The sequence below is a fragment of the Candidatus Binatia bacterium genome, assembly GCA_026415395.1.
In the GTDB taxonomy this organism is placed as follows: domain Bacteria; phylum Desulfobacterota; class Binatia; order HRBIN30; family HRBIN30; genus HRBIN30.
Map to the genome: position 1 here is coordinate 226,412 of JAOAHD010000003.1, position 26,882 is coordinate 253,293.

Here is a 26,882-nt window from a genome sequence, read left to right on the forward strand (position 1 = left end):
GAGCCCGTCGGCCTTATCGCTTGCCCGCTAGCTCATGATAGGTTTCGATTTCCGGTGAACCGCTCAACAAATTGCGGACCTTGGCAAAGAATTTTTGCATCGCCTCGCTGGCTCCGTGTCGCGCCAGTGCAGCTTCGTCCGCGTACACCTCGTAAAACAGAAACTTTCCTGGCACGGTCGTCGAACGGTGGAGCACGTACATCAGCGTGTCTGGCTCGCGCTCCGTGACAAACCGAACCAACTCTTCCGCCGCTTTTTGAAACGCTTCCTCTTGGCCGGCGTGCACGTAAACCTGCGCGACCACGGTGATTGGCATATTTCCTCCCTTTAGGCCTTGCGGCTTACCCGCTATGGCCGGCAAGCGCAACCATTGCGGTATGGGTGCGGCTGCTGTCGCGCGCTATCCGATCGGCAACTCGACGAGGAACGTGGCCCCGGGACGTTGCTCCGATAGGTAAGAGAGCCTCCCACCGTGGAGGCTCTCCACGATCAACCGGGCCGAGCTCAATCCAAGGCCCGTACCTTGGGGCTTCGTACTGAAGCGTGGCTCAAAGATGTAAGGGACCAGCGCCGCCGGCACCCCAGGACCATTGTCGCTCACTTTAATGTAAGCCCTTCCCTCACCCTGCCAGAGTTGCAGGGTAACCAGGCCATCGGGCCCTGTCGCTTGCGCAGCGTTGATCACGAGGTTCGCAATCACGCGGCGCAGGTCTGCGCTATTACACATGCAGTGTTCCATTGTGCCCTTTTTCTCCACCACCACTTGCACGTTCCTTACGTCGGGATGCAGTGCCAAATCGTTGCGCAGCGTGTCCCGAACAAGCTCGCACAGGTCGACAGGCTCCCGAGGATAACCCGAGGGCCGACCTCGAACGCAGCGGAGGGCTGAGCGCATCATTGCCTCGAGCCGATCCCGGGCTTGCGCAATCATCGTGAGGTAACGCTGATTGGGGTCGGATGGTGTTAGCGAGTCTGCAACCAAGGTGGCGCCATTGAGGACATTCAACAGGTTCAGCATATCGTGAACCTGCATGTGTAACTGCTCGTAGGCTTGCTGGGCGTCGTCCAGCATCGCGCGCAGGCGGCGGGCCACTGTGCGCATCATTGCCGCCAAAGACTCTGGCTCGCGCCGAAGGTACTGCTCGAAAACACTTTGCGGGATTTCGAGAAGTCGGGTGGAACAAATGGCCCGAACCGATGCACTACGGACCCCAGGGTCCAGCAGCGCCAACTCGCCTACGTATTCGTTCTTTCCAACGACTGCGATGGGCCGTTCGCCCCGAGCTACCTCCAATTGGCCATCCAAGATCACAAATAGCGAGCCACCTGGGCTGCCGTATTCGAAGAGTATCTCACCTGGCAACAGATCTACGACTTCACAACTGCGTGCGACCAGCCGCAAGGTGAACGGAGTAAAGCTTTCGAACAGGTCTATCCTGCTCAAGAGATACGCCACCTGCTCCACCGAAGGCTGAAAACCGTGCTGACGGCTCCCCGCCTCCACATTCATCTTCCACATCAGATTCTCCCATTTTTGTGCGGCTGACATAACGTGGTGAACCCTCGCATAAGCGAAAATGGTTCCAAGCGAGACTCTGTTGCGAATCTGCCCACTCAGTCACGGCTACGTTAATTTTGTCACAGTGCGTGTAGCCATCGTGCCCTGCGAGTCGCACAGCGGAACGCATGGACGGGCTGATGTCGGCCACTTCTTGTTCAGATGTATACCCAGGTTGCCATTTTTTGCTCGCCACAACGAGCGGTCGCAAAAAGTCACGGAGCCGCCTCTGGCTCGGTGTTGTCGCGAGTTTTCCAACGAGAGAGCGCACGCGAGTCGAAAACCTCATGCGGCTGACCCCAGTCGGAGTGCGCCGGTAACCATCCATCTAGAATTCGTTGAGTGTACCGGTACCCGAGGTCGACGATGTCGTACAGGCGTGACCAGTCGAGCATCTCGAACTCCCCGACTGGCGGTGACAGGTGTAAGTCGGCGGCCTTGCGCGCCACTTGCACATGTTCCGCCCCGCTCAAGCTGGTAGCCTTCATCAGCACGTAGGGTAAGGTTGGCACCCACTGCTTTTCTCCGCGCAAGCGCAGCAGTAGGCATTCCAGGGGAGAAGGAATCCGCTCCGCTGTGTAGCGGCGACCGTCGTCGAGAGACACGTCCACGGCAATCACCTTGCTGGGTAGCAATTCCTTCATGATGTCTACCGGTAAGTTGTTCAGCAGCCCCCCGTCCACCAGCAGGTCGCCAGCGGAAAGAGCGGGGGAAATATGCCGGGCAACGACACAGTGGCACGCAGCGCCTCCCAGATTGGCCCCTGTTGGTGAAGCTGCAAAGAATTCCGCAACAAGTTGGCAGACACCGTGAAGAACGGTACCCAATCTTCGAGGATTTCTGCCTCCCCAAAGGTTTGCCGCAGCAATTCTTCCATGCGCTGACCGCGCACGATCGATACAAGCGGAACGGTATAGTCATCGAGAAGTCCTCCCTCGATGAAAACCCTTCTCGCGCCTTCAAGCATTTCCTCATGCGTGCGCCCGAGGGCGACTGCAGTAGCGATCAACCCACCGAAGCTGGTTCCGCCCACGGCATCGATGGGAATCCCCGTCTCGCGGAGCGCACGCACCGCGCCAGCGTGAGCAAAGCCACGCGCGCCTCCTCCGCTCAGCACGAGGGTGATTGCATTCCCCGACAGTACACGCGCGAGCCGATGGAACCCGGCGTTCCCCATCCACCGCACGTGATGGTGCCGGTCACATACACGGTTCTTAAGCCAGCTCGCTGTGTTGGACGGTGTGCCCTGGAAGTGAACAAGAACGAGCTCGCGAGCAACCAGGTCACTCCGAGGGGCGTACACGCCGAGCTCTTCTTCGATGGGGGTCAGGGTAGGGTCCAGCTCTGCTTGAGCGATGAAAAGAATCCGGTCCGCATGTCCGATCAGATGACGCGTCCAATAGGTGGCTGCGGGGTCTGCAACCGAGACGATGAAGTCGTATTTCTGTTCGCTGTCTTCAAACAGGCGCCTACAATGCCACTCTTGTAGCTCGGTGGGGCCGCTGCCCACGAGCGCCTGCACATCGCTGCTTGTGAGGAGGCGCGTCGTCCCGAAGCGCAACAGGGCAATCTGAAGACGACTTGCAAATTCCCTTACCCGTGCACCTCGGTTGAGCGGCAACAGCGCTACATGTTTCACCGCGACCTGGGGTATGGATCCCGGTTGCCCCGCAACCAGGCGACGAATCACCGTTTGCGCGAGGTCCAACACTGCTGCTGGGCACGCCGAAGCTGCTCGACGGAACGTCTCCCCATCGATCTTAGCGAGCGTGCTGTCCCGAGCGGCGATCACGGTGGCAGTCCGCTGGCCCCCGGCAATCAATGCAGTCTCTCCGACAGTTTCCCCTTCGGACAAATACGCCACCAATCGCTCGCGGCCTTCGGAGCCGCGAATTTGTATCGCGAGCCGACCGCTGAGAAGTAAGTGCATCGATTGAGCGCTCTCCCCCTCTGGATACAGAACCTCCCCGCGGCGCAAATTTAGAATCCCGGCTCGCTGAGCGAGGGTTTCCCGGGTAGCCGGGTCGGCGTTGGGAAATACGCGCTGTAGCGCCGCCATCAGGCGAGTATGCAGCACAAGCCTAACCTACCATCGGCGATGAACGCACCGCGTTATCGGTGAGCACGTACACGGGCAGCAAGGACCCTCGGACGGCGAGGGGAACAGCTCCGCTCGGCTTCATGGGCAGCGCATGGGTCAGCCGTCCTCGCGTTGTTTCAGAAACACCAATGTCCCACGGCTCGATCGATTCGCAGATCCGTAGAGCCTCGGACCACCCGGGACCACACACGTTGTAAACGAATCGCCGAGCCTCAGTCACTCCGGCAACGACACGCCCGGTGTGCACAGCAATGCGCACTGCCAGTGTTGGCGAAGAACTCTCGTGCTGGCTCTTGGAAAAGTCACGTGCGAATCCGCGCATTTCGACTGCAGCACCGATGGCATCGTCTGCGTGCTCTGCAGTGACGGGAAGAGCGCCCGAAACTGCGCAGTACAGCCTTCCGCAGGCGCGCAAGCTTTCGAGGCCATAGCGTGCCGCAATCGCATCGAACGCTTGCAAGTGATGATTGAATACACCGAACCAGTCGTGGAGCGGGTTTTGTTCGGATACAGAGTCCAGGTCGACGAAATCGACCACGACCAGGGTTGCGTGCTCGTACCGTTCGGGGGGAACAAGCCCCTGCTCGCGGAACTGCTTTTTCAAGGTGGAGGGGATCAGGCTCGACAATAAACTTTCTGAGCGCGTCCTCTCGATCTCAGCAATGGCTTTTTGCTCTCGGAGTTCACGCCGAGAACGGATGAGTTGCATGGTGCGGGTATAGGCCGCGTACGCAAAAATGAGGAAATAGGTCAGGAGGAAGATGCCACACAACAAGTCGGACTGCGGAAGCCCTCGGTGCGTGACGTTCGCACCGAGGACCACGGTTGGCACAGCTACACCGAGCCCCAGGGCACCCGCAGCACGCACAAGCCAGCGAAATCCGCTCAGTGCGAGCGCGTTTCCGAGCGCAACGGCTGACGCAGTCAGTGCGGGAAGAAGTGAAAACTGCGTGATGTGGATCGCCCAACCCAGGAAGAATGCATCTACCAGCAGGTAACCGAGCTGTTGAGCTCGGGAGCGACTTCTCCGGTAGCTCAGATGAGCCAGGTGGGGTAGGTCAGAACGATCACGAGCAACGCAACATGATAGATCCGCAAGCCTTCGAAATTTAGAACGAAAAATGCCGACGTGGCCACCGCCCACGAAACCCCAGAGAGGCGCAGCAGGTAGATGAAGCGCGCGAGATTGTGCTCGTAGGGCAAAGAACCGGAGGCTGACCGTAACTGGGGCTGATCGGACACCGGGCTTTTCTCCTTCAGAGGTTCGCCTCGACTTCACGACCCAACCGCCATCGGTTCGATCGTTTGCGGACTGTTTTGCCTCGCAGCCTGCCTCATGTGAGCCCAGCTTTCCAGCAAGATTCCAAAGTTTGCTGCAAACGTCGTCAGTTGGTGCTCGTCTGCTGGCGTAAACGTACCCTCGCGCTTGTTGAGGAGTTGAATCACGCCAACGGGTTTATTGCTTCGCGCCAAGATCGGCACACACAACACACTCCGCGTCCGATAACCGGTGCGCTCGTCCACGGAACGATTAAACAGTGGTTCATCGTATGCATCGGCCACATTGAGGATCTGCCCGCTCTGCAACACGTGCCCGGCGAGCCCGGAAGAGGCTGGGATGCGGATCTCCAAGGGGCGCTGCCCGTTGCGAGCGACCTTTGACCAAAGCTCTCCGGTTGTCTCATCCAAGAGAAACAGCGTGGCACGATCAGCCCCCGTAAGCCACCCGACCTTGAATGTGAACGCCTCGATGACTTGGTCCAACATGCTCTCGAACGCTTCATGGTTGAGCATGTCAATGGCACTGAGGAAGCTTTGAAACTCGGTCGTAATCTGATCCACCAATTTCACGAACTGGCTAACAGCCATGCCTTCAATCTGCTTCGTCAGTTCGCCATTTCGGTTGTTCGCTGCCACCAGTTCGAGCATGCGTTGCGTTCCTGCGAGCACGGCATTCGTGAACGAAGAAAGGTAACCGTCTTCCATGTGAATGATTCGGTCGGCGACGTCCAGGATTCGGTTGTCGTGCGTGACCAGAAGCACAGTGCACCCCTGCTGCTTGGCCAATTTATGCATCAAGTCGACGACTTCGCGACGCGACTGTTTGTCCAAGGCTGCCGTGGGCTCGTCGGCCAGAATAATTCTTGGTTCAGCAACCAGCGCGCGGGCAATGGCCACACGCTGCTTTTGCCCTCCAGAGAGTTGGTGAGGATAGTGGTGTGCGCGCTCACCCAACCCAACCGCTTCAAGGATCTGCAGTGCCCTCTTGCGCCGCTCGCGCACGTTCAGCCGTCAGTGCAGGTAAAGGGACATCTCGACATTTTCCAGTGCAGTAATGGAGTCTAGTAAATTGTGAGCTTGGAAGATGTACCCGATTTCCCTTCGCACCTGGGCGAAGACGGAACGGCTCGCCTGAAGCAACTCCCGGCCGAGAAAGCACAAGCTCCCTTCTTGCACGGAACGCAACGCCCCGATCAAGGTCAACAACGTCGTCTTCCCAGAGCCCGAGGGGCCGGTCATGATGACAATCTCGCCAGGTTGCACCTCGGCTTGCACGTTGAAGAGGATCTGTTTGCGCAGTGCCCCCGAACCGTAATAGTGGTTGAGGGACTCGATGCGGATGGTGGCTACCGAGGCGGGCATGGTAAGTTAAAAAATTTCCGCCGGGTCCGCGGAACGGATTTTCCGCAGGGCAATGGCACCGGAGGCTGTGCACATAAGCATCGTTACAGCCAATGTTCCGGCAATCAGCGCCGGGCTGAGCTGCATGGGGAGTTGCGTTGCGTGATGTGTCAGTCGGTATAACTGCGCACTCACCAATAAACCTGGTACATATCCCGCGACGGCGAGCAACAGGGCCTCGTAGAGCACTACGCGATACAGGTACGAGTCGAGGTACCCGATGGCCTGGAGCGTGGCATATTCGGCCAAATGATCGGCAACATCAGAAAATAGGATCTGGTAAACAATCACCAATCCGACCACGAAGCCCATGATCGCGCCAAAGGTAAACACAAAGCCGATCGGTTGCGCCGTGGCCCAGTAGTTCACCTCTCTTTCCATGAGATCGTCTTTCGTGAGCACCTCGACGTCCGACGGGAGCTTTGCCGCAATCCGATCGCGCACGACCTCGGGAGTCTCACCAGCTTCCAGTCGGACAAGACCGAACTGAACGAGGCCCGGGCTACGCTGGGGGAAGATGCGCAGAAAGTTCGTGTCGCTGGTGATGAGGCTGCCGTCGATGCCAAAAGATGTCCCTAGGCGGAACAGCCCGATCACCGAGATCGCCCGGCCTTCGACTTCAGTGTCCACCTTTCCGTTTTTACCCAACAATTGCACTACCGGACCGAACTCCGGACGTGAGGAAGCATCAAAGAGTACAACGTCAGGGGCTCGTAAAGACTCGGCTTGGGCCCAGACCGCTTCGAGGTCCAATGCATCCAGTCTGGGGTCGGACGCGGCGATGAACAAACGGTGAGTAGTTCCGTCGGTCGGGTTTTTCCACAGGGCTACATTGGTATAGACCGGGACAATCTCCCTTACTCCCGAAACTCCCAGTGCCTGGTACAGTCGCCGACCACTGAAGCTCTGCATCGAAGCGAGAAACATCGAGCGCGGACTGACAAGGAACACTTCGCCCCGCAAGTGCGAATGAAACCGGACCGCGCTTGCGAACAGGGCTTTGCGAAAGCCTAACTGCATGAGAATCAACACCACGGCAAACGCGACTCCTGCCACGGCCACCGCGAGGCGGCGCCGCTCACGGCCGAGCTGACGACGAGCTAAAGCAAACGCGCGCATTCCGGGTTCATAAACCCAGCGAAGTCGCAAGGCTCCTCAACCTGGGTCTTTTCATTCCTGCCATGCCGACGGCACATGTTCGGCCAGAGCGGAAGAAGTATCGATGCGAACTTCTACCTGGAGGTTGCTCAGCCCGGCTACGTGCTCGCTTTCATGCAAGCGAACGCGCACCTCAACGACGCGCGCATCCACTTTTGCTGCCGGGTCATCGGCCAACGCATCGAGCTTGCCCACCTAGCGGCCAATTTGTTCCACGGTTCGGCTTAGAGCATCCTTCAAGGCTGGGCTCGTGACTACAGCGGGTTGCCCAACACGAACCTGCCCAATGTCGCTCTCGTAAACTTCCGCGACCGCATACATTCCGTCGGTATCGCCCAATTCGAGAACGCCGTCCAACCCCACACGCTCCCCCGGTTAGGCGTGGATTTTCAGCACCTCACCGCTAAAGGGTGCCCGAATCTGCGTTAACTCGAGAGCTGCCTCTGCCTCCTTAAGCCGGGCTTTGGCAACCGCTAGGTGGCTTTCGTAATCGTCCCGTTCGTCCGCGGCAGCGGCCTTCTTTTCGTACAATCGGCTAACCCGTCGCCATTCTAACTCAGCGTGGCGGAGCTGCGCGCTCAACCGTTCCACGGTTGCCGCCCGCAGGGCGTACGTGTCAAAAATCCCGAGAACTTGCCCCTGCCGAACCTTGTCTCCTTCACGCACGTACAGTTCGTGAATCACTCCGATAAGGTTTCCTGGCTGAGAGGAGCCCACGACCTTCACGATGCGGTTCTTCGGCTCTAACCGGCCGCGCGCGGCCACGGAGCAGCTTTCGCGCGAGCATCCTTCCGGTTCAATCCTCCGGCGTTGAGCCGCAGAGGGCGAAATCACCAAGAGCACGACGGCGCAAAGCCAAACAACGCGGGCGGGCGCCAACACCATGAGGGGCGCCTATCACGCGTTTCTTCCTTTAGCAAATTCTTCCCTCCTGCAGCTTCTGTTCATAGCTGCGTCGAAAACGGAGCCCTAGCTGCCTTTACCGTTGCAAAATGCTAGGCAGCGGCGCCTATGAAGCACCACAAGGAACGGGAATTCAACCTCGCAACAATCAACGAAGCTTTGGCGCAAGCGTATCCCGAGAGGGAGTGTTTGGTCTTTCGCGACCGTCGTTTTCGGTGGAAAGATTTCACCGACCGCACCCGTCGCTTGGCAAACTTTCTTCGGGCTCATGGTCTTGGGTGCCACCGGGAGCGGTCGGAACTGAAGAACTACGAGTCCGGCCAAGATCACCTCGGGCTCTACTTGTACAACGGCAACGAATACCTCGAGGGAATGATCGGGGCTTACAAGGCACGGGTCGCCCCGTTCAATGTGAACTACCGCTATGTGGAAGACGAGCTGATTTACCTGCTGAATGATGCCGACTGCCATGCGCTCATCTACCACGCGCGCTTCGCACCTCGGGTGCAGAAGATCCGTTCAGAAGTCCGTCATCTCCGGCTGCTGGTACAAGTAGCTGACGAGTCGAACAATCCGCTTTTGCCGGGTGCGTTGGACTACGAGGAGGTGTTGCGCCAGTCATCTCCGGAAAAACCTGACCTGCACTGGTGCGCGGACGATCTGTACATCCTCTACACCGGTGGGACCACCGGCATGCCCAAGGGTGTTCTCTGGCGGCAGGAGGACATCTTTTTTGCAGCACTGGGTGGACATCCGCCCGGGGGCCAAAAGGTCCCCTCGATTGATGCATTAGTCGAAAATGCCCGTTCCAGCTCGGCACGAGCGCTTCCCGCTCCGCCTTTTATGCACGGCGCAGCACACTGGATGGCGCTCACTTGTTGGCATCAGGGGGGAGCGGTCATTGTCCAAGACCAACCCGAGCGGCTCGACCCGCATGATATTTGGTCCACCGTAGAGCGCGAGCGGGTGACGTTTTTGACCATCGTGGGGGATGCGTTCGCTCGCCCGCTGGTCGATCAGTTGCAGAAGCGTCGTTACGACCTGTCCAGTCTGAACGTGATTCTCTCGGGGGGCGCAATCCTCACACCCGCGCTCAAAGAAGCGCTGCTCGAACACATTCCTCACCTAATGATCATCGATGGATTTGGTGCCTCGGAAACAGGTGGCCAGGGGTCGCAAATCGTTACCAAAGGTATGACGATCAGCAGCGGTGCTTTTCGGATGAACGAAGAAACGCTGGTGTTGAAGTACGACTTGAGTGGCCCAGTCGAGCCCGGCAGCGAGGAGGTTGGCTGGCTGGCTCGCACGGGGCACGTGCCGCTCGGTTACTTTAAGGACGCAGAAAAAACCGCACGAACGTTTCCCGTACTCAATGGCCGGCGGTATGCCATCCCAGGAGACCACGCCAAGGTTGCTGCCGATGGAACCATCATCGTACTCGGGCGTGGCTCGGTGAGTATCAACTCGGGCGGAGAAAAAATTTACCCCGAAGAAGTGGAAAAGGCACTTAAACACCATCCGGCGGTGTACGACGCTGTCGTCGTGGGAACTCCGCACGAGCGGTTCGGGGAACAGGTGACTGCCATCGTGCAGGTGCGAAAGGGCGAAGAACCCAGCAAGGAAGAGTTGATTGAGTTTTGTGCCCGTCACCTTGCCCGTTACAAACTTCCGCGGGAAATTTTGTTCGTAGACGAAATGGTGCGGAGCCCCTCCGGAAAGGCGGACTACCGCTGGGCCAAGCAGTTTGCCCTCGAGCAACTGGGCCTCGCTGGCAAGGCCCGGTAAAGCGGGTGCCGAGTTTGAACATTTGGAGAGGCTTCGCATTTCTGAGTCTCGGTTGACGTCGGGCCTTCCCATTTGAGCAGCCGGATTGGTGCTGCCCCGTGCGCGCTTTCACGGGGCAGGGGTGGTACCAACTTTGCGGTCATGCTCGAGCGGAGGAGCCGAATCATGACTCGGTTAGCACATTCTGCAGAGACAACGCTCGAGCGGCTGCGTCCGGTGGCACGAACCGCATTGGATTCCACCATCTTCGATGCCGCCCATCTGATGTACGAGTCCGGCACCGATGCGCTTGCGGTTGTGGACGCAAATCAGCAGCTTGTCGGCGTCCTCGGTGCGCGCGACATTGTTGCCGTTCTCGGTCTGGGTTTAGAACCGGCAAGGCTTACAGTGCGCCAGTGGCTGCAGTCGCCGCGCGAGTGCAACAATCACGGGCCGCGCGGGGAAGCTTGGCTCGGTTAGCGCCAGTTTTGAGCGCGTCGAGGCCGCGAGTCATCGAACGGATGCACCGCTGCTGTCGGAGCGAAGCCAGAGGCTTAGATCCAGCGTTTGCGTCCGAGAGGGGTTGTGTTCGCAAGCTCTGCCGCCTTTCTCGCCATCGTGAGCACGACCTCGCCAAAGAAGGCCATCTTGGGATTGCCTGCTCTTCCCTGCACCCAGGCGGCGTAACCCTGTTCCAAAACCACAGCCATTTTAAAGCGAGCGAGGATCACGTAGTAATCGAGTTCATCGACCGGACGGCCGCTCACCCGAGCATACCGTTCGGCCAGCTCCGCGCGTGTCGGCATCCCGGTGTAGTCGACATACCCTGCGTGCTCGCGGTCCTCGTCAGGATCGGGCCAGGCCATGAGCACCCACCCGAGGTCCAGCAGCGGGTCTCCCACAGTTGCCATCTCCCAGTCAACGATGGCCGCCAGACGCGCTGGGGCACCGTGAGCAAACATCACGTTGGCAAACTGGTAATCTCCATGAAGGATGCCGGGCACGTAGTGGCGCGGCCGGTAATGCCGTAGCCAGTCTGCCGCTTCCTGGAGCCCGGGAAGCGGCCGGAATTGAAACTTTGCGAGCAGGCCGAGCCAGCGGTCTACTTGCCGCTCATGGAATCCAAGCGGGCGGCCAAATCCCTCGAGCCCGACTGCTTGCCAGTCCACCCGGGACAGCTTGGCAATTCCGTCGATGAGTTCCCAAGCTAGGCCGCGCCGGGCCTCCAGGTCGGTATCGAAGGGGGACGGCCATTGTGCTTGGTTCATGCACGACCACCCGCGGACATATTCCATCACGTAAAAGTTCGAACCCAAAACTTGCGGGTCGGTGCAAAGCGCAAGCACTCTGGGGTGGGGCACGTCGGAATCGCGCAAGGCGGAGAGCACGCGGAACTCCCTGACCATGGATTCATTCCGCCCTTCAGGGATCAGCCGCGGAGGCTTGCGGACCACAAATTGAAATTCGCCCCTCCGCAGCAGCCACGCTTCGTTCGAGGCCCCACCGGAAATGAACTCCACGTCCAGGGGAAGACCTTGACCGGGCAGACCTTGCTGGTCCAACCACGCCTGCAACCGCTGTTGCTCTTCCAAAAGCAGTTTGGGTGTAAGCTCGGCGCAACCCATAAACCCGTTCTCCCCAGCCCACCAACGTCTACTGCGGAGCTCCACGAAAGTAAATCCGGGCTCGCAGGCCGCCTATGTTGGATTGAGCGGAGTCCGGAGAGGCTCTTTACGCGGCCGCCGCGACTTCGGCGGATTGTCGGTGTCGGGAATATACGAAGCTCAGGAACCGCTCGATGCCGTAAACGACGTGCAAGCAACGCAGCGAGGGAAACAGATCGAATGCATGCTGGGCCCCGGGAATTTCCGCATACACCACAGGTTGGCGGGAAGCAGCGCGCAACGCAGCAACAAAGTGCCGAGCCTGCTCCACGGGAACCAGAGTGTCGTGATCTCCGTGCACGACCATGAACGGAGGGGCATCGGCGCGAACCCACGAAATTGGCGACGCCTTCTCATACGCTTCGGGAGCCTCTTGCAGAGACGCTTTCATCACCTTGCTTTCGAGCAGCCGGTGGATCTCCGCATTGTGGAAGGTGTGAAAGCGGTCTACGAAGTCGTACACGCCGTACATGGGCACGGCACCCTGGACGGTGGTGTCGCGGTCTTCGAAGCCCGGTTGGTACGCAGCTTCATTGGCCGTAAGGGCGAGCAGTGCCGCCAAGTGGCCACCGGCAGAGCCGCCGGTCACGACCACGAAATTGGGGTCTGCGCCATATTCGTGTGCGTGTTCCCGGATCCAAACGATAGCAGCCTTTACGTCAACCAAATGGTCGGGAAATGTGGCGTGCGGGGAAAGTCGATAGTCCACGCTAACGCACAACCAACCACGTCGAGCCATGTGGGTCATCAAGGGGAGTCCTTGTTCGCTTTTGCTGCCGATGACCCAGCCGCCACCGTGGATTTGCAGAAGCACGGGGCAGTTTTGCGGGCGTGACCGATGGCGATACAGATCCAAGCGCAAGTTCACACCGGCGACGCGGCGGTACAAAATGTTCTTGAGCCGCTCCACCTCGGGATCGTGAATTGGAAAGGGTAAGGCAATCGCCTTCCAGTCGAGGGAAGTTGGCCATTGAGATCGCAATTCGGGAAGAACCTGAGCGCGATACTGCGAGCCGAGTCCCTCTCTGAGGGCGTGTTCTACCGCGTCGCCCGCGCGATCGCCTCGCCAATACGCGGTCCAGAGGGCCCACCAAGAAAACACGAGGATGAGCAGCGGGACTTTACCGACCCAGTGCTGAGACGCCCCGGATCCCACGAAAGCCAATGCGAGTAGGACCTGGATCCCAATATGATGCAGGGCAAGCTCATCGGTGAGCCAGCCAGCAAAGAAGCTGACGACGGCCCGTCTGCCCGGACGATAGCTCGGGAACCAAACGTTGTACGTCAAGAGCACGCTGAGTACGGTTAGCAACCACAGCATCACTACCATGGCCTTTTCACCTCCGGAGGCCCGGACACGCTAGGGTCTCGGCCTTATCTGCGGTCGCGGGCAGACCCCCTCCATCATGAACACCCGCCCAAGGCGTGGCGAACACCGCGCACGATTTCGTCCACCGTGAGCCGTCCGTCGCCACTGCGATCCATCTGCCAGCATCCGAGTGGTTGCGCCTCAGTGAGTAACGCAGCCACCCCTAACACGAGCTCCTCAACGGTTACTTCGCCGTCTTCGTTACAATCGCCTTCGCACCGAGGCCAGCGGCGGAACGTCGCCACGCTGTCATCGAATTGAGACGCGACGTAAGCGAACCGACCCGCGGGATCGAAACTCGCATCCGCTGCCCCCGCCAGGCCATCGACGCCATTTTCGCCGTCCCGCACCGCGTCCACGATTTGCAAATCACCGCTCTGTAAGTCTCGCTCGAGCAACACAACGGTGTCATCGCCGCCACGCGTCACCAGCATCGCCGAACCTTGAGGCGCGAGGGCCAAAGCAGTCGGGCCCGCAGAGTCCCCACCACCAATAACTTCAGGGTCTGTGAGAGTGCCGACAAACTGGAGGTTGCCGTCGGGGTCCTGTCGAAAATGGCCTACCGCTTCGGTACCTAGCGTGTAAATATCCCGACCGTCTGGGGAGACGCTCACAGCAACCACACCGGCGAGCCCGCCAACACCGGAAACGCCATCTAGAAAACTCGCGAGTGGAATGAGGTGACCTGTCTCTGCCGTTCGCCGCAAGTGCACGAGGCTTGCGGATCCGCTGGACACCACGAACACGTCTGTCCCCGTGGGCGACACCGCCACAGCGGTTGGGCGAACGAGGCCCTCGACCTCGCCGCTGTCACCACGATCGCTGAGCACTTGGGTTACGGCCAAACGCCCCGAGTGTCTGTCTCGCGTTAAAACGGTGATTGCGTTGTCTCCGTAACTGACAACGACGAGTTGGCTTCCGTCGGGTACAAACGCCATCCCATGGACCTGTGTAAGGCCGCGTTGGCCTGCGGCACCTCCAAACAACGCGTCGACAAAGCGCAACTCTCCGGTGAGTGGATCGCGGGCAAACGTGGCAACTGCGTCGCCAAAAAAGGCCCCTACGTAAACATGTGCTCCATCGGGCGCGACAACGATGCTAACCGGTCGAAACAATCCGCGAACCTCGCCCTCTTGGTCCAACTTGGCTTGGAGAAAACTCACCGCTCCCGTGACGACATTGCGGGAAAGCACGACGACGGCGTTGTCATCGAAACTGGCTGTGTAGACGTGTCGCCCGTCGGGGCTGATCGTCACCGCGTGCGCTCCCCCTAGGTTGTATGCGCCGAGTGGGTCGGCGAGACGCTCAATGAATTCCAGTCGAGGCCCCTGGGCAGCCGCAATGCCGCAACTGAGAATGGTTGCAAGCGCAACCAGCGAGTCGATCCTGGCTCTCATGCTCACCCCCTCGGGAGCGTTACCCCGATCGCTGATACCACATGTTTGGGTGGATCTCCCCCACGTAAGCATACGGTAGATCCAGCGACGTGAGGGGCCGATCCACGGCGCCCCAGCGAGCCGCAGTGACGGTTGCAACAAAGGCGGTGCGATCGCCAACCGCGAAACTATCAACCACTTTACACTCAAGGCACAACAGCGCGGCTAAGAGCCAGGGGACACCCGCGGGGGACCAGAACCAATCTACGCGATCGAGGTTGTTTACTCGTTTAGCGCTAGCGGAATGAAAGTAATCTTGCAGGCTCTTGGAGCGCTGCCCCACGACGTTGAGTCCAAACCAGCGCTGCTCCACCAGCCATCGGTGCGAGTATGTGCCCTGCCCTACGGCGGCAATCAGGAGTGGCGGATTGGCCGAAGCCTGCGTGACCCACGACGCTGACATCCCGTGCCCCGATCCGGCTGCACGGGTGGTGAGGATGTAGATGCCGGTGCTCAATGCGGACCAGACGCCGGCAGTCCGTTCGTCCATTTCCCGCCCCGGGGGTAACCTGGTCATGTGCTGTTAGTCTCTTCGCGAGAGTGGTCGCAGCACCGGCATCTCTCCCGTCGTGCCACGATCCACACCGGCAAACCCTTCGACTGGCAGAGGCGACCCATCGCGCAAGTGGCGGATGGCCATTGCGCCTCCGGCAGTCGCCCCTCCGTCGGCAACAATGTACGTGCCAGTGACAAAGCGAGAATCTTCCGACGCAAGGAAGAGCGCTACTCCGGCAATGTGTTCTGGCTCCCCCGCCTCCGGCCACGGCTGAAATTTTTCCAGGAATGCGCGCACCGGCTCTGGGTTGCCACGATGCAACAGCGGCGTCAGGATACCGCCCGGGCAAATGGCATTGACCCGGATGCGATGGGGTGCGAGCTCAATGGCGGTAGCCCGCGTGAGGTTAATCACCGCTGCCTTGGCTGCGGAATAGGCTTGCGGGCCGTCCCCGCCATAGAGCCCGGCGATTGAGGCTGTGTTGATGATGGTCCCACCTTGAGGCTGCTGTTTCATGATTCGAGCGGCATGCTTGGTTCCAAGAAACACCCCACGCACGAGCACGGCGAAGGTGTAGTCCCAGTCTGTAACGTCAATGTCAGTGATCGGCCCGAACGCACCACCAACCCCAGCGTTGTTGAACATACAGTCCAGTCGACCCCAGCGATCCATGGCTAAACGTATGGCACGCTCCACCTGAACTTCGTCGGCCACGTCTGTCCGTTGGAACAGGACTCGATCAGTAAAGCCCTGTTGTTGCGCAGCCGAGAGGGTTTCTTCGCCAGCTTGGGCGTTATAATCCGCGATCACAACTTTGGCCCCCTCCTGCAGAAATCGGAACACCGTGGCGCGGCCAATGCCGCTTGCGCCACCCGTGATCACCGCCACCTTATCATCGAGTCGCCCGGCCATGAGCTCGTTCCTCCTTTCTCCGTGAAGGCGCCAACGCGCCCTACTCCCTCATGCGCTGAGAACCGTTTGCCACCCTCGTTGCCTCTCACGCAATACAGGTGCAACCGCGGCTGGTGGTATGAGCGAATTTTTTCGGCAGGATTCACCGGCGCCTGAGCTAGCGAAACAAGAAGCGTCGCCGGCCAACCTTACTGGATGACTGGATGCTTCCTGACGATCCGACAGGAGCCCTCGCGCGTCAACGGCTCATCTGCACGGCTCGGTACACTGGCGGCGTTTCGAGGAGACAATGATCTGTGGGGCGCGGGAACGAGCCCAGAGGAAACCGAGAGCGCAAACTGCGGAAGCTTTCGAGAGCGCCGTCGTGCTCGAATCCGAACAAGACCAAAACCACGTGCCGGCCTTCCCTTCGCTCGCGACTCGCGTAAGTCTCGATCCGCTCAAGCCCTGGGATCTCGTTGAATCGTTGTTCGTCAAACCAGCGGTAAAACTCCTCCAGACGCTCATCCTCCACTTCGAACGCCTGCGCGAAGTAGCTGAGATTGTCGCGGTCGACCGCGCTTTTGCCTCTCGCCTGGTGGTGATGTTCGTGGTGTTGCGCTCCTGCCCCATGGTGCGACGATGCCGAGGCGTCGTTGTTGCTTTCCTTTAGGCTGGTGAGGTAGGCCACCAGATCGGCAAGTTGCTCCAGCGTCATGTCTGGATATTCCGGCATGCGTGAGTGCCCGTTTTCGTCGAGGTAGCCGGGCCCTTCGACCAGGATCGCGTTAGGATTCACAATGGCTTCCGCAAAGTATCCCGGCGGGTGGTGGCTACCCATGCCGGTGAGCTCTGGGCCTACGAAGTACGAGCTATCCCCACCTGGGGGGAAGTCCTCGCCGGCAATCTTGTGGCATTTGTAACACCCGAACTCGACAAAGGTCTTGCGTCCGGCCGCAGGATCCCCGGGCGCAGGTGAGAACTTCCAGCCAGGCGGTGTGCCGCCCCACGCATGGAGCTGCTCCATGCTGACTCGTAGCCCAGGAGGCGCTGCTTCTCTCATCGGCCGATCGAGTCTCTGCTGGGGCTCGCTGCGCTCGCAAGCAAGCAGGGATAATGACAGCACTCCAGCACCAAAATAAATTCTAAAAGCTTTCCACCGCATCGCCAGCTCACCTCCGCCCGTGCTTAGCATCTAGCTGCTCTCCGTTGGGTGTTGGTGCTCATCCGAGGCTTCGTCGCTTGCGACGCGAGACTGGGCGCGGTCTTTATGGGGCAATCTCCGGAGGGCAGCCCGTCAATACGGCATGCACACCCTGCAACAGTTCGTCCACGGTGACGTCACCATCCCCGCTCGGATCAGCCGCTAAACACTGCGCCAGAGGACCCGTCCCTAGTGCCACGCGCACCGCTCCTACGAGTTCGTTGACCAGCACGGTTCCGTCGTAGTCACAGTCGCTGATGCAGGGCCAGACGCGGAAGGGATCGCTAAAACGCGGGTCGGTGGTAAAGCGTTCATCGTCGAGCGATCGTAAGAATGCCAGCAGTTGCTGCTTCTCTTCGTCAGTCAGCACGAAGCCACGCACAAAGTTGCTCTTATAGGGGTTTTTCGACCCATCGCCCGCGTAAGGGCCCGAGTGGATCGTGCGACCACCGGCAGCGTAGTGGTCGATCACTTCCTCCAGTGTCGCGATGCTGCCGTCGTGCATGTAAGGCGCGGTGTAACTCAAATTGCGCAGCGTCGGTGCCTTAAAGCGCCCCATGTCACTCGGGATGCGGGTGATCTCGAACAGACCCGTATTATCCGGAGGGTACGCGCCCTGGCCATCAATATTGTAAAGCCCATTATTTTGAAAGGAGGTTTCGTCAAACGGGTTCCCTTCGTGGGTAACAGAAGCCGTGAAGTTGAAGCCGCCGTGGCAGTGGAAGCACTCCAGCCGCTCCGAGAAGAACAACCGGCCTCCGAAAAATGCGTCCTCGGATAACGCAGCGTCGTCGAGCCCTTGCACGTAGCGGTCGTAGGCCGTGTTCCCCGAAAGCAGAGTCCGCTCGAAGCTTGCGATTGCTTTCACCACGTTGCCCAGCGAGACCGGGCGTGCCTCACCGGGAAATGCTTCTGCGAACAAGCGCTGGTACCGAAGATCAGCCTGTAACCGGGCGAGAAACTCGTCTTCTTTACCAGCGAGGCCGAGCTCCACGGGCCGCTCGTTGAACATGGGAACCAACATTTGGCGCTCGAGGGAGTCCAAGAGGGGATTCGCCCAGCCTAGGGCCGTAGCATAGGCGACATTGGCCAAGCTCATCGCGCTTCGAGGGTGGACTTCACCCGTGGATCCAACGGCTCGGGCACGCCCATCGGTGAATGCCTTGGACTGTTGGTGGCACGACGCGCACGACTGCGTGAGGTTGCCCGATAGCCGGACATCGTAAAACAGGAACCGACCGAGCGCGACCTTCTCTTGGCTCATGGGATTGTCGGACGGCACTTTCGGTTTGGGAAAGCCAATGGGCAGATCGAACACGTAGTCGGAGGCCGGGTCGCCCTGTGCTGCCCATGGCAACAAGGCAACGATGCCAGCAATGACGTTTAGCCATTTGATTAACGGCTTCAGCGACACCAGTCGTCTCTCAATGCTGTGGAGCTACCCGGAAAAACTTCTGCAAAGCTGGCACGGGGAGCCCAGTAACGAAGTCGACCCCGAGGTTCTGCAAGATTGCTTGGCAATCACTGTCTCCGGGATCCGACATGCACCCTGGCGGCGTGCCCGCAACGTTTGCGTTCAAATCAGAATTCTCTAGCAGGGCGGCCAAGTCCGCTACGATTGCGTCGTGCTGCAAAGAGAAGGGGCGCAAAATAATTTCGGCGCGGTTGGGTCGTGCGCATCCACCGACGACTCCCGGTTGTGCGTAGAAACAGCCAGTGGATCCCAAGTGGACCCGATAGTTGTCGAAGGCGGTGTCCACCCGTAAGAACTTGTATCCGGCCTGCCAACTCCAAAACATGGCGGTGAGGCTGAGCGGCGGCGGTGCCACGGACGCATCCCCGTGGTTGAGGCGAAAAGGCACTCCGAGCACAAACCGGATTCCGTTGTAATCGCCGGGGGCCACTCGACCCCGAATGGTGTCATTGGTGAGCACCGTGCCATTCACGCACGGCGATGTTTTGTTTTCAAAGTCGATCAAGGCCACGTCCTCTAATTGCCAAATACCGTCTTGGTCGAGAAGTACGGGAACCTCACGAGCATCCGCAGTCAAGAGGCGAACGTTGGAAACGTAGAAACGAAAATCGGATGGCGTAAACTCGCTACCACCTTGCCCAACCCCATTATACGTTGCCCCGCACTGAAAGGGCTCATCCCCCACTTGCCCTCGAAACCGGATTTCCACCCGCTGGAAGACGCAGCCCTCGAGGATGTTGTTAACTCCGGCGACGAGTTCGTCCACTGTGACCTCGCCGTCGCTATTCCGATCTCCCACGCATTGGCCTAGTGCGTCGAAGCGGTACGGGAGTGATTGGCCATCCGATGGTCGCCCAGCGGCTAAGGCAGTCAACAACAGGGAGAGGGCGACGGCGCCTCGCATTCTTCGCTGCGTTCCTTCTGTCCTCGCTGTCCTTCTCTCCATCTCTTCCGTCCTCCATGTTGGGTTTCTCATCTCTGGTTCCCCTTTAGGGGGCAGCACCGTCTAGAATCCATTGTGCGATCGCCCTGCGCTCTTGTTTCGATAGCGGGGGGAGACCAAGAGGCATGGGGCTTCCGTATTCTGGGGGCACAACCGGCTCCAGCTTAACCCACAGAAAGCTCATCTCGAGGTCCCGAGGCTGTACGCGCCGAAGCCCACGCAGGCTGGCGGCGAAGTTGGTTGGCGCCGCACCCACGAGCTGTGCCCAGGCGTGCTGGGACTCCAAGTCGAGCCCTGCCACGGGCGCATGGGCCGAATGGCAGCCGCTGTGAGCGCAGGAAGGCTTGAAGATTCGCTCCTGCAGCTCCCGGAACGTATAACCGCTGGACTGCGAACAACCCTCGAGTGCTGCCAGCACGGCAGCGACAATTTCGTCAACCGACACGATACCATTTTGGTCGCGATCAGCGGCCGGACACAGCAATACGTCACTGCCGAGTGCAATCCGTACCCCCGTTACGATTTCATCGATGGTCACGGCTCCGTTTCCATCACAGTCGCCCGCACAAGCTCCTGCTCCGCGTGGGCCGAGCAGCACCACAGTGAGGATGCTTGCGGCGAGAAGCCTCATGGGCGGCTTCGCAAGCTGGAGCAGATTCAAAAGTTCGAGGGCAAGCCAAGGTCGGCTACTCATGATCGTGGCCGGCATCGACGACCTTTAGCCGCAGCGTGTAGGTCGCCGATGGGTCGTAAACGGACCCAGCCGCCACGAGACGCAGCCTTACCTTCGGAGTGGCAGTTGCCGGATCCACCCCACCGGGAAGAATCAGTTGCCAGCTCACATGGGTGTGGAAGGGAGCGACTCCCAGCAGTGCACGGCTTCCCGCCATGCTCAGCTCGGTGCCCTCAACTTGGATCCGCACGCCTTCGTCGATTTCCACAATCTCGATCTCCACTTCGGTGCCGGGCAGGAGCGGCTGCAAGTGTTCCTCCGCCTCGTCTGCGCCCACCGTTTCGAACGCCGGTGAGGTGCCGCTGTATACGATCAAGCCTCCCTCGCAACTGTCCCCCACGCCGCCAAGACACTGTTCCTCGGTCAGCTCCGCCGCCCCTTGATCGAAGTCGAAGTGGGCCATGATTTCGCCTCCGCCGCCATGGTGGGAGCCGATCAGGATGTGAGCGTGTGCTGCTTGTCTTGGGGTAGGAGTTGGGGAGGGCAGGCGGTGTTCAGTTGGTGTCGGTGACGCGGTGGGATTACTGAGTGGTCCGTTTTCACGATCGTCTCCGCAGCCGACTGCGAACAGTAAGGAAAGAACTGCCCAAAAGTGCTTCGAGTTCACCGCGCTCCTCCTGCGCCGGCTTCCATCGCCAAGCATCCGGGAGCCGGCAATTGGGCAGTTTGTCGCACCCATAAGGCTGGCCGACGCCCATTTCGCGGGTGCATCCCGCCAGCCCCAGCCCGCGCTCCGGGCGCGACACGGGCATATTGATTGGCATAGGGGACGGAACATCGCCTTTGCACTCGAAACGCTTGGGCTACGTGACGACCCTTGAGGCTGCGTCATGGAGCTCAGCAGGAAACGGTCCGTTGCATAGCTGCCGACAGCACCGTTTGCTCGGCTGGCCTCGGATCAGCGGTGAGGCGCGCAGAGGCTGGGCGCCGGTGCCCCCGTAGGAACCTGTCCGCAATGGGACACTCCAGTCCAGAGAAGAGGGTGATGTCTCGCGCCGATGAGCGTCACATCGCCTGCGCGCTGTTGCAGACTAACGTTCTCCCGCATGGGTATTAGGCGAATGCTCCCCTTTCCAGATCTCCGTGTCCGGATGAAACGCCGACCAGGTAAACCAGTAGGCTACGAGTGAAGGGGGAACCTCCCCCCGGCTTCTCTGCTGTTACCCGTGCTGGGCGAGCGTTCCGCTGGTACTCGATACGGAGGTGAAGGCCCCAATTTTGTCCGGGAGGCTTTCCCTTAAAGCGGCCAGAGGATAGGCCTTGGCCGCACCGTTGACCCGCACTCCGAGAACCCACTCCTTTGCGGGTAGTCAAGCGTCCAGCCTGCGGATCGGGAACATAATCTCGGCCGACCGCCGGTAAGTGTCCTACGGGTCCCACCTGTAGTCGCGGCTATAACCGGTGTCATCCGAAAGCACCAAAGTCTCCGGATACGGCCCGCGCCAGTCCTCCCAGGTGGTGAGCTCGCTGGGAATACTGCGAAGCCCCACGCCGGCATGCTCTCTCGTTGCGGCTGTTTCCGCCAGTTGTGACCAAAGACTCTCAGTTTGATGATTGTACAATAGGACGTTGCTCTGAAAGAGCTTGCCGGAAACGCCGAAGGTGAGGCCGGAGGAGCCGACTCAATGATCGAACGTAACCGTACCCTCCGTGAGCGGATAATAGGTGACCACAACAGCCTTGCCCCAAATTTCGTCATTGACCACTTCGTGCTAGTTCAAGATGCGGATTGGGTAGGCTTTTGCCTCCCGGCCGCTTGCCAGGCCCACGACTTCATCGTGGGGTTCAAGAAAGTCTGCTTCGGCTGCCCGGATAAATTTCGGCCTTGTCAGATCAGAAATTCCGTCCTTTGGAGACCCACCCGAGAGGATCTCTTCCGGCCGTAGCGTGTGCCGGGAAAGCTCGAAGCCAAACAGGAACATCGCTGCTGGGAGCACGATCCCGAATAAGAGCCATCTGTGCCAACAATGCACCTTCTCGCGCTTGTATACCATACCTAAACCCAGAACCGCACCGAAAAGTTCCCGGGCTCAAACCACGAGACATGGAAGGACTATGGATCCGCGATCTGCCTCGGTTGTCCAAATGTGTGGACGAACTGCTCGCGTGGCATGGAACTGGCGAGCGCGCAGTTAACGTTGCCGAGTATGTGACTCCGAACCGTCACGTCCCCGTTCGTGCGTACGGTGAACGCCCCGATCCGCTCGCCCCCCGGCGAGAGGCGGAGCGGGAAACGCCGGCAAATGACTTTGCCAGCAGGACCCTCGTAGCCGGTCAGTGTGGTTACCACACCACCGAGGTCGCCCAGCGTCGCGCGAATCGGCCGCAGGCAGGCTCGCGAAGATATCGACAGGGTTCTCGAAAGAAACCCTTCCTTTGCTCCGTTCGTAGCTCCTTAGTTCCACGATGCGATCAGATCGGACTGCGACGGCAAGTTCCCGGCGTCGGCTCGCCGGACATCATCAGCGTACGTTGCAAGGAGGTCGGGCGGCGGTGAACGGAATAAGCTGGTGACGGCTATGAGAACTACCGCTGAAATGGCGGCGGCAAATACGACGTACCACCGGGGAGAGAGCCGTACTGGAGCTGCTGAATCACGCTCGTCCGGGCTGTTTAGCGCTCTCAAGACCCTGGCGCGCAGTTCAGGCGGCACTGCGTACTTGGCCGCGTGGCTGCGGACGAGTGAACGCACCCGGTGGTGGGTCACGCGTGCTTCGGCGCAGGACGTGCAGGCCCGAACGGGCGCGTCCGTCTCGGCCTGCTCCGGCGGGTCGAGAGCTTGATCGACATGGGCCGCGATGAGGTCTTGGTAAGTGCGACAGTCCATTTTCGTTATCTCGAGCGTAGCTGTCTTCGCGCTTGCGCGTGTGGCAGCAAAGCTTGGCGCAGTATGTGGCGGGCCCAGGACAGGCGCGAACGTATCGTTCCCAAGGGACACCCCACCACGGCGGCAGCCTCCTCGTACGTAAGCTCATCAATATCGATTAAGACCACCACTTCACGGGAATGCTGGGGGAGAGTGTTCAGGACCGCTTGGACTTTTTCACTTAGGGATTTGAAAGAAAACAATTCAGCCGCGTCCCCCCACCTTGCCCCTGATGGACGCGGCTTTCGAGCTCGAAGATAAGCTCGTTCGGCTCGGCCGAATCAAACAATCTTCTTTGCGAACGGTAGCGATTGCGAACGATGTTGCACAGGAGGGTGGGCAGCCGAGCTTTGCAATTACTCCCGGGTATGAAGCGATGCCACGATCGGTAGGCGCGGAGGTAAGTCGCCCGCAATACGTCCGCGGCATCTTCGCGATCGGCGCAGAGGTACAAGGCCGTCGTATGTAGCGTGTCCATGAGCGGAACCGCCGTCACTTCAAAGCTCCCGCGCTTTGCCTCGCATCTTTTCACTCAGAACGGAGTACCATCCGATTCATCGACCTGGAAATAACCCATCTGGCCCCGCGAACGTTCCCGTGGCGCGGAGGATAAGTCAGAAGGTGAACAACGAGTGGTGAGAGATCAGTGTGAACAACCGCGTTGTCCGCGCTCTGCTGAGGTGAAGACGTCTGCCATAGGGCGCATCACGAGGAACAGCACAATTGCTCGTAGCGCTCGTAAGGTATTGACCCGGATGAAGATTGCGTGAGCCAGCGTCATGAAAAGATGCTGACGAGGCTGCGCCGGGCTCGCGCCCGCGGGCAGCTTGCTGCGGAAGTAAGGCTGCTGTGAGGCGATCCCGGTGGTAACGCTTCGCTTCATCGGAGGAAACACGGTGCCGCACTCCAGTCGAAGAAAAGGGCAAAGCCGGTGACCGTTCTGGCTTCAGGGACGTGCTGCCGGGAATCGTCGTGCTTTTTGCCTTAAGCGGTGCCGGGTTCGCGCGCTGACCTAGTAGTTCCGCTGTAAACTCCGAACCCACTCCGAGTATACCTTCCAACGCCCACCGCTGAGCAAATGCGCAGCAAGCTCTGGCAGCGGAGGCGAATCACAAAGGCCTTCCTTCGTGCTCAACAGGTCGACGTTTGTCAGCGCGGCTGAGAATGCTCGGTAACGGAATCCGCTATCCGCAGCTAAGTTGCGACGTCGCCATCGACGCTACCCTTGCTGAGCGCATGGGCAGTGGGATTCGAGCCGACAGACAACGGTGGACACCGTGGGCAGGCATCAGCACCGCGTTGCTACGCAGGTCTTTCATACAGAGGACCCCGCGCTGTTTTGCTGGCCGCCACAGTGCGCGTCGAGGAAACCCAGCCAACGCGCAGTCCGCAGGTGGAGAAGAACCTCCTGTACTTGGATGAACTCTTGCTCGCAGTGCCATCGATACGCAAACTACCCAAACTACCTAAGGAAGATGTGAAGTCTAATGGCGCGATGGTCTTCCCTAGCCCCTGCGGGGGAAGCCGAGAGACATGTGCCCGGGGCGGCCCCTCCGGCATGGGAGTTAGCAGGATAAACGGAAAATGGATTGGGCCGGCGAGCTACGGAGCTCCGAGGCGCGTTTTCCCGATCCTCGTCGGAGCGAAACGGTAACAGCGGGACGCGTAATCCAGAGCTTCGACCCTCCCATACACCCCCCTCGCCTATTCCAATCCCACGCTACGTAGCAGGCAAGGACTGTGCAGGTTGTTGCAGCGATGGGTGGTTGTGGGTTTTGGCCAGGTTCAATGAAGGCTCCCTTGCTCTGAATGACGGAGAAGTGTTTAGGAAGTGTCATGGCAAAAGAAGTACTGCGGATTGCGAACTGCAGCGGGTTTTACGGCGACCGACTGAGCGCAGCGAGGGAAATGGTAGAGGGCGGTCCGATCGACGTGCTAACTGGCGACTATCTTGCCGAGCTCACCTTGATGATCCTCTTCAAGGATCGCCAAAAAAACCCGCAGGCTGGTTATGCACGCACATTCTTGCGCCAAATGGAAGAAGTTCTCGGCACGTGCGTGGAGCGCGGCATTAAAGTGGTCGCCAACGCCGGTGGCCTGAATCCGGCTGGTTTGGCCCAGCAAATGTGCGAACTTGCACACCGCCTCGGCCTTCGTGTTCGCATCGCCCACATTGAGGGCGACGATCTCCTGCCTCGGCTTAACGAGCTTCAGGCCGAAGGGCATGAATTCCGGCACCTCGACAAGGGAATACCGCTACGCGAGCTGCAAGCGCAGGTTGTTACGGCAAATGCTTACCTTGGCGGCTGGGGGATTGCGGAGGCGTTGCGCCGCGGAGCCGACGTGGTGATTTGCCCGCGTGTGACCGACGCGGCGTTGGTGGTCGGTCCGGCAGCTTGGCATTTCAATTGGTCCCGCGAAGATTGGGATCGCTTGGCCGCTGCTGTCGTGGCTGGTCACATTATCGAGTGCGGGGCCCAGTGCACGGGTGGAAACTACTCTTTTTTCCGCGAGGTCCCCGACATCGAACGCATCGGCTTTCCGATTGCGGAGATGTACCCGGACGGTTCTTTCGTCATCACGAAGCACCCTGGGACCGGTGGTTTGGTGTCTACGGATACCGTACTCGCCCAACTGCTTTATGAAATTCAGGGACCGCGCTACTTGAACCCCGACGTCACAGCTCGGTTCGACACGATCTCCCTCTCTCAAGAGGGCGAACATCGCGTGCGGGTCACGGGTGTACGAGGTGAGCCACCGCCAGCCACGACGAAAGTCTGCATCAATTACCTTGGCGGGTATCGTAACTCAGTGACCTTTGTGCTCACGGGCCTGGATATCGAGGAAAAGGCCGAGGTGGCCGAAAAGACGTTGTGGTCCCTCGTGGGCGGCAAAGAGCGTTTCGCCGAAGTTCACGTAGACTTAATCCGCTGGGATCGGCCGAACCCGCGGCGCAACGAAGAGGCGTTTGCTTACCTCACGATTGCAGTGAAGGACCCCGACCCCTCCAAGGTTGGGCGAGCGTTTACCAACAAAGCGATCGAAATGGCGCTGGCGAATTACCCGGGCTTTTTTGTCACCAGCCCCCCGACAGACGCGAGCCCCTACGGCGTTTTCTGGCCAACGGTCATTCCTTCGTCTTTGGTTCCTCACCGCGTAGTCCTCGAGGGCGAGACGATCGACGTGCCCCCGGTCGAATCCGCCGCGGCCCCGAAGGTCGAACCGCCACCAGTGCATTTGCCACCTCCTCCGGAGGGCGAGGTCGTGCAAGCCCCGCTCGGGCTGATCGCCGGGGCGCGCTCAGGCGACAAAGGTGGGAACGCCAACGTGGGGCTGTGGACGCGACAGCCGGAAGCCTACTCTTGGCTGCGCGAGTACCTCACCACCGAGCGCTTTCGCGAACTAGTGCCGGAGGCGCGTCCGCTCGAGATCGAACGCTACGAGTTCCCGAACTTGCGGGCCTTGAATTTTGTTGTTCGTGGTTTGCTGGGCGACGGTGTGGCGGCCTCGACCCGCATGGATCCGCAAGCCAAGAGCCTCGGCGAGTACGTGCGGGCCAAGCTGGTAGAGATTCCGCGGGCGTTGTTGCCGCAGTGATGCTAGGGGCAGGCGCCAGCGCAACCCAGGGACGAGAAAGGAG

Annotated in this window: 25 protein-coding genes and 2 pseudogenes; 3 read left to right on the forward strand and 24 right to left on the reverse strand. The window is 59.7% G+C overall.

All coding sequences use genetic code 11. From position 1 onward, the window contains the following. Positions 1-13 precede the first annotated feature (13 nt). From N3C12_03920 to N3C12_03975, 12 genes and pseudogenes are all read right to left on the reverse strand, one after another. Positions 14-316 carry an antibiotic biosynthesis monooxygenase gene (locus N3C12_03920; GenBank protein MCX8071586.1) on the reverse strand — a complete coding sequence of 101 codons (303 nt, stop codon included), beginning with the start codon at positions 314-316 and terminating at the stop codon, positions 14-16. Between the two features lie 84 nt (positions 317-400). Continuing rightward, complete coding sequence (locus N3C12_03925) at positions 401-1,519, reverse strand: ATP-binding protein (GenBank protein ID MCX8071587.1); 1,119 nt, start codon at positions 1,517-1,519, stop codon at positions 401-403. 254 nt (positions 1,520-1,773) lie between these two features. After that, entirely contained in the window at positions 1,774-2,241 is a 468-nt protein-coding gene (locus N3C12_03930; GenBank protein MCX8071588.1) for a hypothetical protein, read from the reverse strand. Further along, complete coding sequence (locus N3C12_03935; GenBank protein ID MCX8071589.1) at positions 2,223-3,635, reverse strand: patatin-like phospholipase domain-containing protein; 1,413 nt, start codon at positions 3,633-3,635, stop codon at positions 2,223-2,225. Before N3C12_03935 ends, N3C12_03930 begins: the two co-directional genes overlap by 19 nt. A gap of 4 nt (positions 3,636-3,639) precedes the next feature. After that, complete coding sequence (locus N3C12_03940) at positions 3,640-4,491, reverse strand: adenylate/guanylate cyclase domain-containing protein (protein MCX8071590.1); 852 nt, start codon at positions 4,489-4,491, stop codon at positions 3,640-3,642. Between the two features lie 203 nt (positions 4,492-4,694). Further along, positions 4,695-4,901: a hypothetical protein gene (locus tag N3C12_03945; protein ID MCX8071591.1), complete on the reverse strand. Its 207-nt coding sequence runs from the start codon at positions 4,899-4,901 to the stop codon at positions 4,695-4,697. 33 nt (positions 4,902-4,934) lie between these two features. Continuing rightward, a complete protein-coding gene (locus tag N3C12_03950) occupies positions 4,935-5,453 on the reverse strand; it encodes a GAF domain-containing protein (protein MCX8071592.1) in 519 nt (172 codons plus the stop codon). Between the two features lie 171 nt (positions 5,454-5,624). Beyond that, positions 5,625-6,302 (reverse strand): annotated as a pseudogene (locus N3C12_03955) (DevA family ABC transporter ATP-binding protein). Between the two features lie 6 nt (positions 6,303-6,308). Further along, positions 6,309-7,460: an ABC transporter permease DevC gene (gene devC, locus N3C12_03960; GenBank protein MCX8071593.1), complete on the reverse strand. Its 1,152-nt coding sequence runs from the start codon at positions 7,458-7,460 to the stop codon at positions 6,309-6,311. A gap of 51 nt (positions 7,461-7,511) precedes the next feature. Next, positions 7,512-7,694, reverse strand: coding sequence for a hypothetical protein (locus tag N3C12_03965; GenBank protein MCX8071594.1), 183 nt, complete (start codon positions 7,692-7,694; stop codon positions 7,512-7,514). Next, positions 7,695-7,856, reverse strand: coding sequence for a hypothetical protein (locus tag N3C12_03970; GenBank protein ID MCX8071595.1), 162 nt, complete (start codon positions 7,854-7,856; stop codon positions 7,695-7,697). An 18-nt stretch (positions 7,857-7,874) separates the two neighbouring features. Continuing rightward, on the reverse strand, positions 7,875-8,384 hold the full coding sequence (locus N3C12_03975; GenBank protein ID MCX8071596.1) for a biotin/lipoyl-binding protein: 510 nt from the start codon (positions 8,382-8,384) through the stop codon (positions 7,875-7,877). Positions 8,385-8,510: 126 nt separating this feature from the next. Between N3C12_03975 and N3C12_03980 the strand changes: the two genes are divergently transcribed. Next, positions 8,511-10,187, forward strand: coding sequence for an acyl-CoA synthetase (locus N3C12_03980; GenBank protein MCX8071597.1), 1,677 nt, complete (start codon positions 8,511-8,513; stop codon positions 10,185-10,187). 165 nt (positions 10,188-10,352) lie between these two features. Beyond that, positions 10,353-10,646 (forward strand): CBS domain-containing protein, encoded by a 294-nt coding sequence (locus tag N3C12_03985; protein MCX8071598.1) that lies wholly within the window; start codon positions 10,353-10,355, stop codon positions 10,644-10,646. A 74-nt stretch (positions 10,647-10,720) separates the two neighbouring features. On the opposite strand, the gene N3C12_03990 is transcribed toward N3C12_03985, so the two are convergent. The 12 genes and pseudogenes from N3C12_03990 to N3C12_04045 all read right to left on the reverse strand — a co-directional run bounded on the left by N3C12_03990 (position 10,721) and on the right by N3C12_04045 (position 24,125). Beyond that, on the reverse strand, positions 10,721-11,791 hold the full coding sequence (locus N3C12_03990; GenBank protein MCX8071599.1) for a phosphotransferase family protein: 1,071 nt from the start codon (positions 11,789-11,791) through the stop codon (positions 10,721-10,723). 106 nt (positions 11,792-11,897) lie between these two features. Then, positions 11,898-13,160 (reverse strand): alpha/beta hydrolase, encoded by a 1,263-nt coding sequence (locus N3C12_03995; protein ID MCX8071600.1) that lies wholly within the window; start codon positions 13,158-13,160, stop codon positions 11,898-11,900. Positions 13,161-13,234: 74 nt separating this feature from the next. Further along, a complete protein-coding gene (locus N3C12_04000) occupies positions 13,235-14,596 on the reverse strand; it encodes a lactonase family protein (GenBank protein ID MCX8071601.1) in 1,362 nt (453 codons plus the stop codon). A 19-nt stretch (positions 14,597-14,615) separates the two neighbouring features. Further along, a complete protein-coding gene (locus N3C12_04005) occupies positions 14,616-15,152 on the reverse strand; it encodes a flavin reductase family protein (GenBank protein MCX8071602.1) in 537 nt (178 codons plus the stop codon). A 6-nt stretch (positions 15,153-15,158) separates the two neighbouring features. After that, a complete protein-coding gene (locus tag N3C12_04010) occupies positions 15,159-16,043 on the reverse strand; it encodes an SDR family oxidoreductase (protein MCX8071603.1) in 885 nt (294 codons plus the stop codon). A 238-nt stretch (positions 16,044-16,281) separates the two neighbouring features. Beyond that, positions 16,282-17,049, reverse strand: a complete 768-nt coding sequence (locus tag N3C12_04015; GenBank protein MCX8071604.1) for a c-type cytochrome — start codon at positions 17,047-17,049, stop codon at positions 16,282-16,284. 241 nt (positions 17,050-17,290) lie between these two features. Beyond that, on the reverse strand, positions 17,291-18,640 hold the full coding sequence (locus N3C12_04020; GenBank protein MCX8071605.1) for a di-heme enzyme: 1,350 nt from the start codon (positions 18,638-18,640) through the stop codon (positions 17,291-17,293). A 10-nt stretch (positions 18,641-18,650) separates the two neighbouring features. Continuing rightward, complete coding sequence (locus N3C12_04025; protein ID MCX8071606.1) at positions 18,651-19,604, reverse strand: metallo-mystery pair system four-Cys motif protein; 954 nt, start codon at positions 19,602-19,604, stop codon at positions 18,651-18,653. Positions 19,605-19,689: 85 nt separating this feature from the next. After that, positions 19,690-20,337: a hypothetical protein gene (locus N3C12_04030; protein ID MCX8071607.1), complete on the reverse strand. Its 648-nt coding sequence runs from the start codon at positions 20,335-20,337 to the stop codon at positions 19,690-19,692. Beyond that, complete coding sequence (locus N3C12_04035; protein ID MCX8071608.1) at positions 20,330-20,983, reverse strand: hypothetical protein; 654 nt, start codon at positions 20,981-20,983, stop codon at positions 20,330-20,332. Before N3C12_04035 ends, N3C12_04030 begins: the two co-directional genes overlap by 8 nt. A 760-nt stretch (positions 20,984-21,743) precedes the next feature. Further along, a pseudogene (locus tag N3C12_04040) lies at positions 21,744-22,298 on the reverse strand (DUF3179 domain-containing protein). 1,587 nt (positions 22,299-23,885) lie between these two features. Then, positions 23,886-24,125 (reverse strand): hypothetical protein, encoded by a 240-nt coding sequence (locus N3C12_04045; GenBank protein MCX8071609.1) that lies wholly within the window; start codon positions 24,123-24,125, stop codon positions 23,886-23,888. A 953-nt stretch (positions 24,126-25,078) separates the two neighbouring features. Here N3C12_04045 and N3C12_04050 point away from each other — a divergent pair. Further along, the gene (locus N3C12_04050) at positions 25,079-26,839 is read left to right on the forward strand and encodes a DUF1446 domain-containing protein (GenBank protein ID MCX8071610.1); all 1,761 of its coding nucleotides are present in this window, start codon (positions 25,079-25,081) and stop codon (positions 26,837-26,839) included. The last annotated feature ends 43 nt before the right edge of the window (positions 26,840-26,882 follow it).

Excerpts from the sequence above, each read along its gene's own strand:
- N3C12_04045 (MCX8071609.1), bottom strand. The coding sequence starts at position 24,125 with ATGAAGCGAAGCGTTACCACCGGGATCGCCTCACAGCAGCCTTACTTC.
- N3C12_03985 (MCX8071598.1), top strand. The coding sequence starts at position 10,353 with ATGACTCGGTTAGCACATTCTGCAGAGACAACGCTCGAGCGGCTGCGT.
- N3C12_03950 (MCX8071592.1), bottom strand. The coding sequence starts at position 5,453 with ATGCTCAACCATGAAGCGTTCGAGAGCATGTTGGACCAAGTCATCGAG.
- N3C12_04030 (MCX8071607.1), bottom strand. The coding sequence starts at position 20,337 with ATGAGTAGCCGACCTTGGCTTGCCCTCGAACTTTTGAATCTGCTCCAG.
- N3C12_03925 (MCX8071587.1), bottom strand. The coding sequence starts at position 1,519 with ATGTGGAAGATGAATGTGGAGGCGGGGAGCCGTCAGCACGGTTTTCAG.
- devC (MCX8071593.1), bottom strand. The coding sequence starts at position 7,460 with ATGCGCGCGTTTGCTTTAGCTCGTCGTCAGCTCGGCCGTGAGCGGCGC.
- N3C12_04005 (MCX8071602.1), bottom strand. The coding sequence starts at position 15,152 with ATGACCAGGTTACCCCCGGGGCGGGAAATGGACGAACGGACTGCCGGC.
- N3C12_04015 (MCX8071604.1), bottom strand. The coding sequence starts at position 17,049 with ATGGAGCAGCTCCATGCGTGGGGCGGCACACCGCCTGGCTGGAAGTTC.
- N3C12_04000 (MCX8071601.1), bottom strand. The coding sequence starts at position 14,596 with ATGAGAGCCAGGATCGACTCGCTGGTTGCGCTTGCAACCATTCTCAGT.
- N3C12_03995 (MCX8071600.1), bottom strand. The coding sequence starts at position 13,160 with ATGGTAGTGATGCTGTGGTTGCTAACCGTACTCAGCGTGCTCTTGACG.
- N3C12_04025 (MCX8071606.1), bottom strand. The coding sequence starts at position 19,604 with ATGCGAGGCGCCGTCGCCCTCTCCCTGTTGTTGACTGCCTTAGCCGCT.
- N3C12_03920 (MCX8071586.1), bottom strand. The coding sequence starts at position 316 with ATGCCAATCACCGTGGTCGCGCAGGTTTACGTGCACGCCGGCCAAGAG.
- N3C12_04010 (MCX8071603.1), bottom strand. The coding sequence starts at position 16,043 with ATGGCCGGGCGACTCGATGATAAGGTGGCGGTGATCACGGGTGGCGCA.
- N3C12_03980 (MCX8071597.1), top strand. The coding sequence starts at position 8,511 with ATGAAGCACCACAAGGAACGGGAATTCAACCTCGCAACAATCAACGAA.
- N3C12_04050 (MCX8071610.1), top strand. The coding sequence starts at position 25,079 with ATGGCAAAAGAAGTACTGCGGATTGCGAACTGCAGCGGGTTTTACGGC.
- N3C12_03975 (MCX8071596.1), bottom strand. The coding sequence starts at position 8,384 with ATGGTGTTGGCGCCCGCCCGCGTTGTTTGGCTTTGCGCCGTCGTGCTC.
- N3C12_03990 (MCX8071599.1), bottom strand. The coding sequence starts at position 11,791 with ATGGGTTGCGCCGAGCTTACACCCAAACTGCTTTTGGAAGAGCAACAG.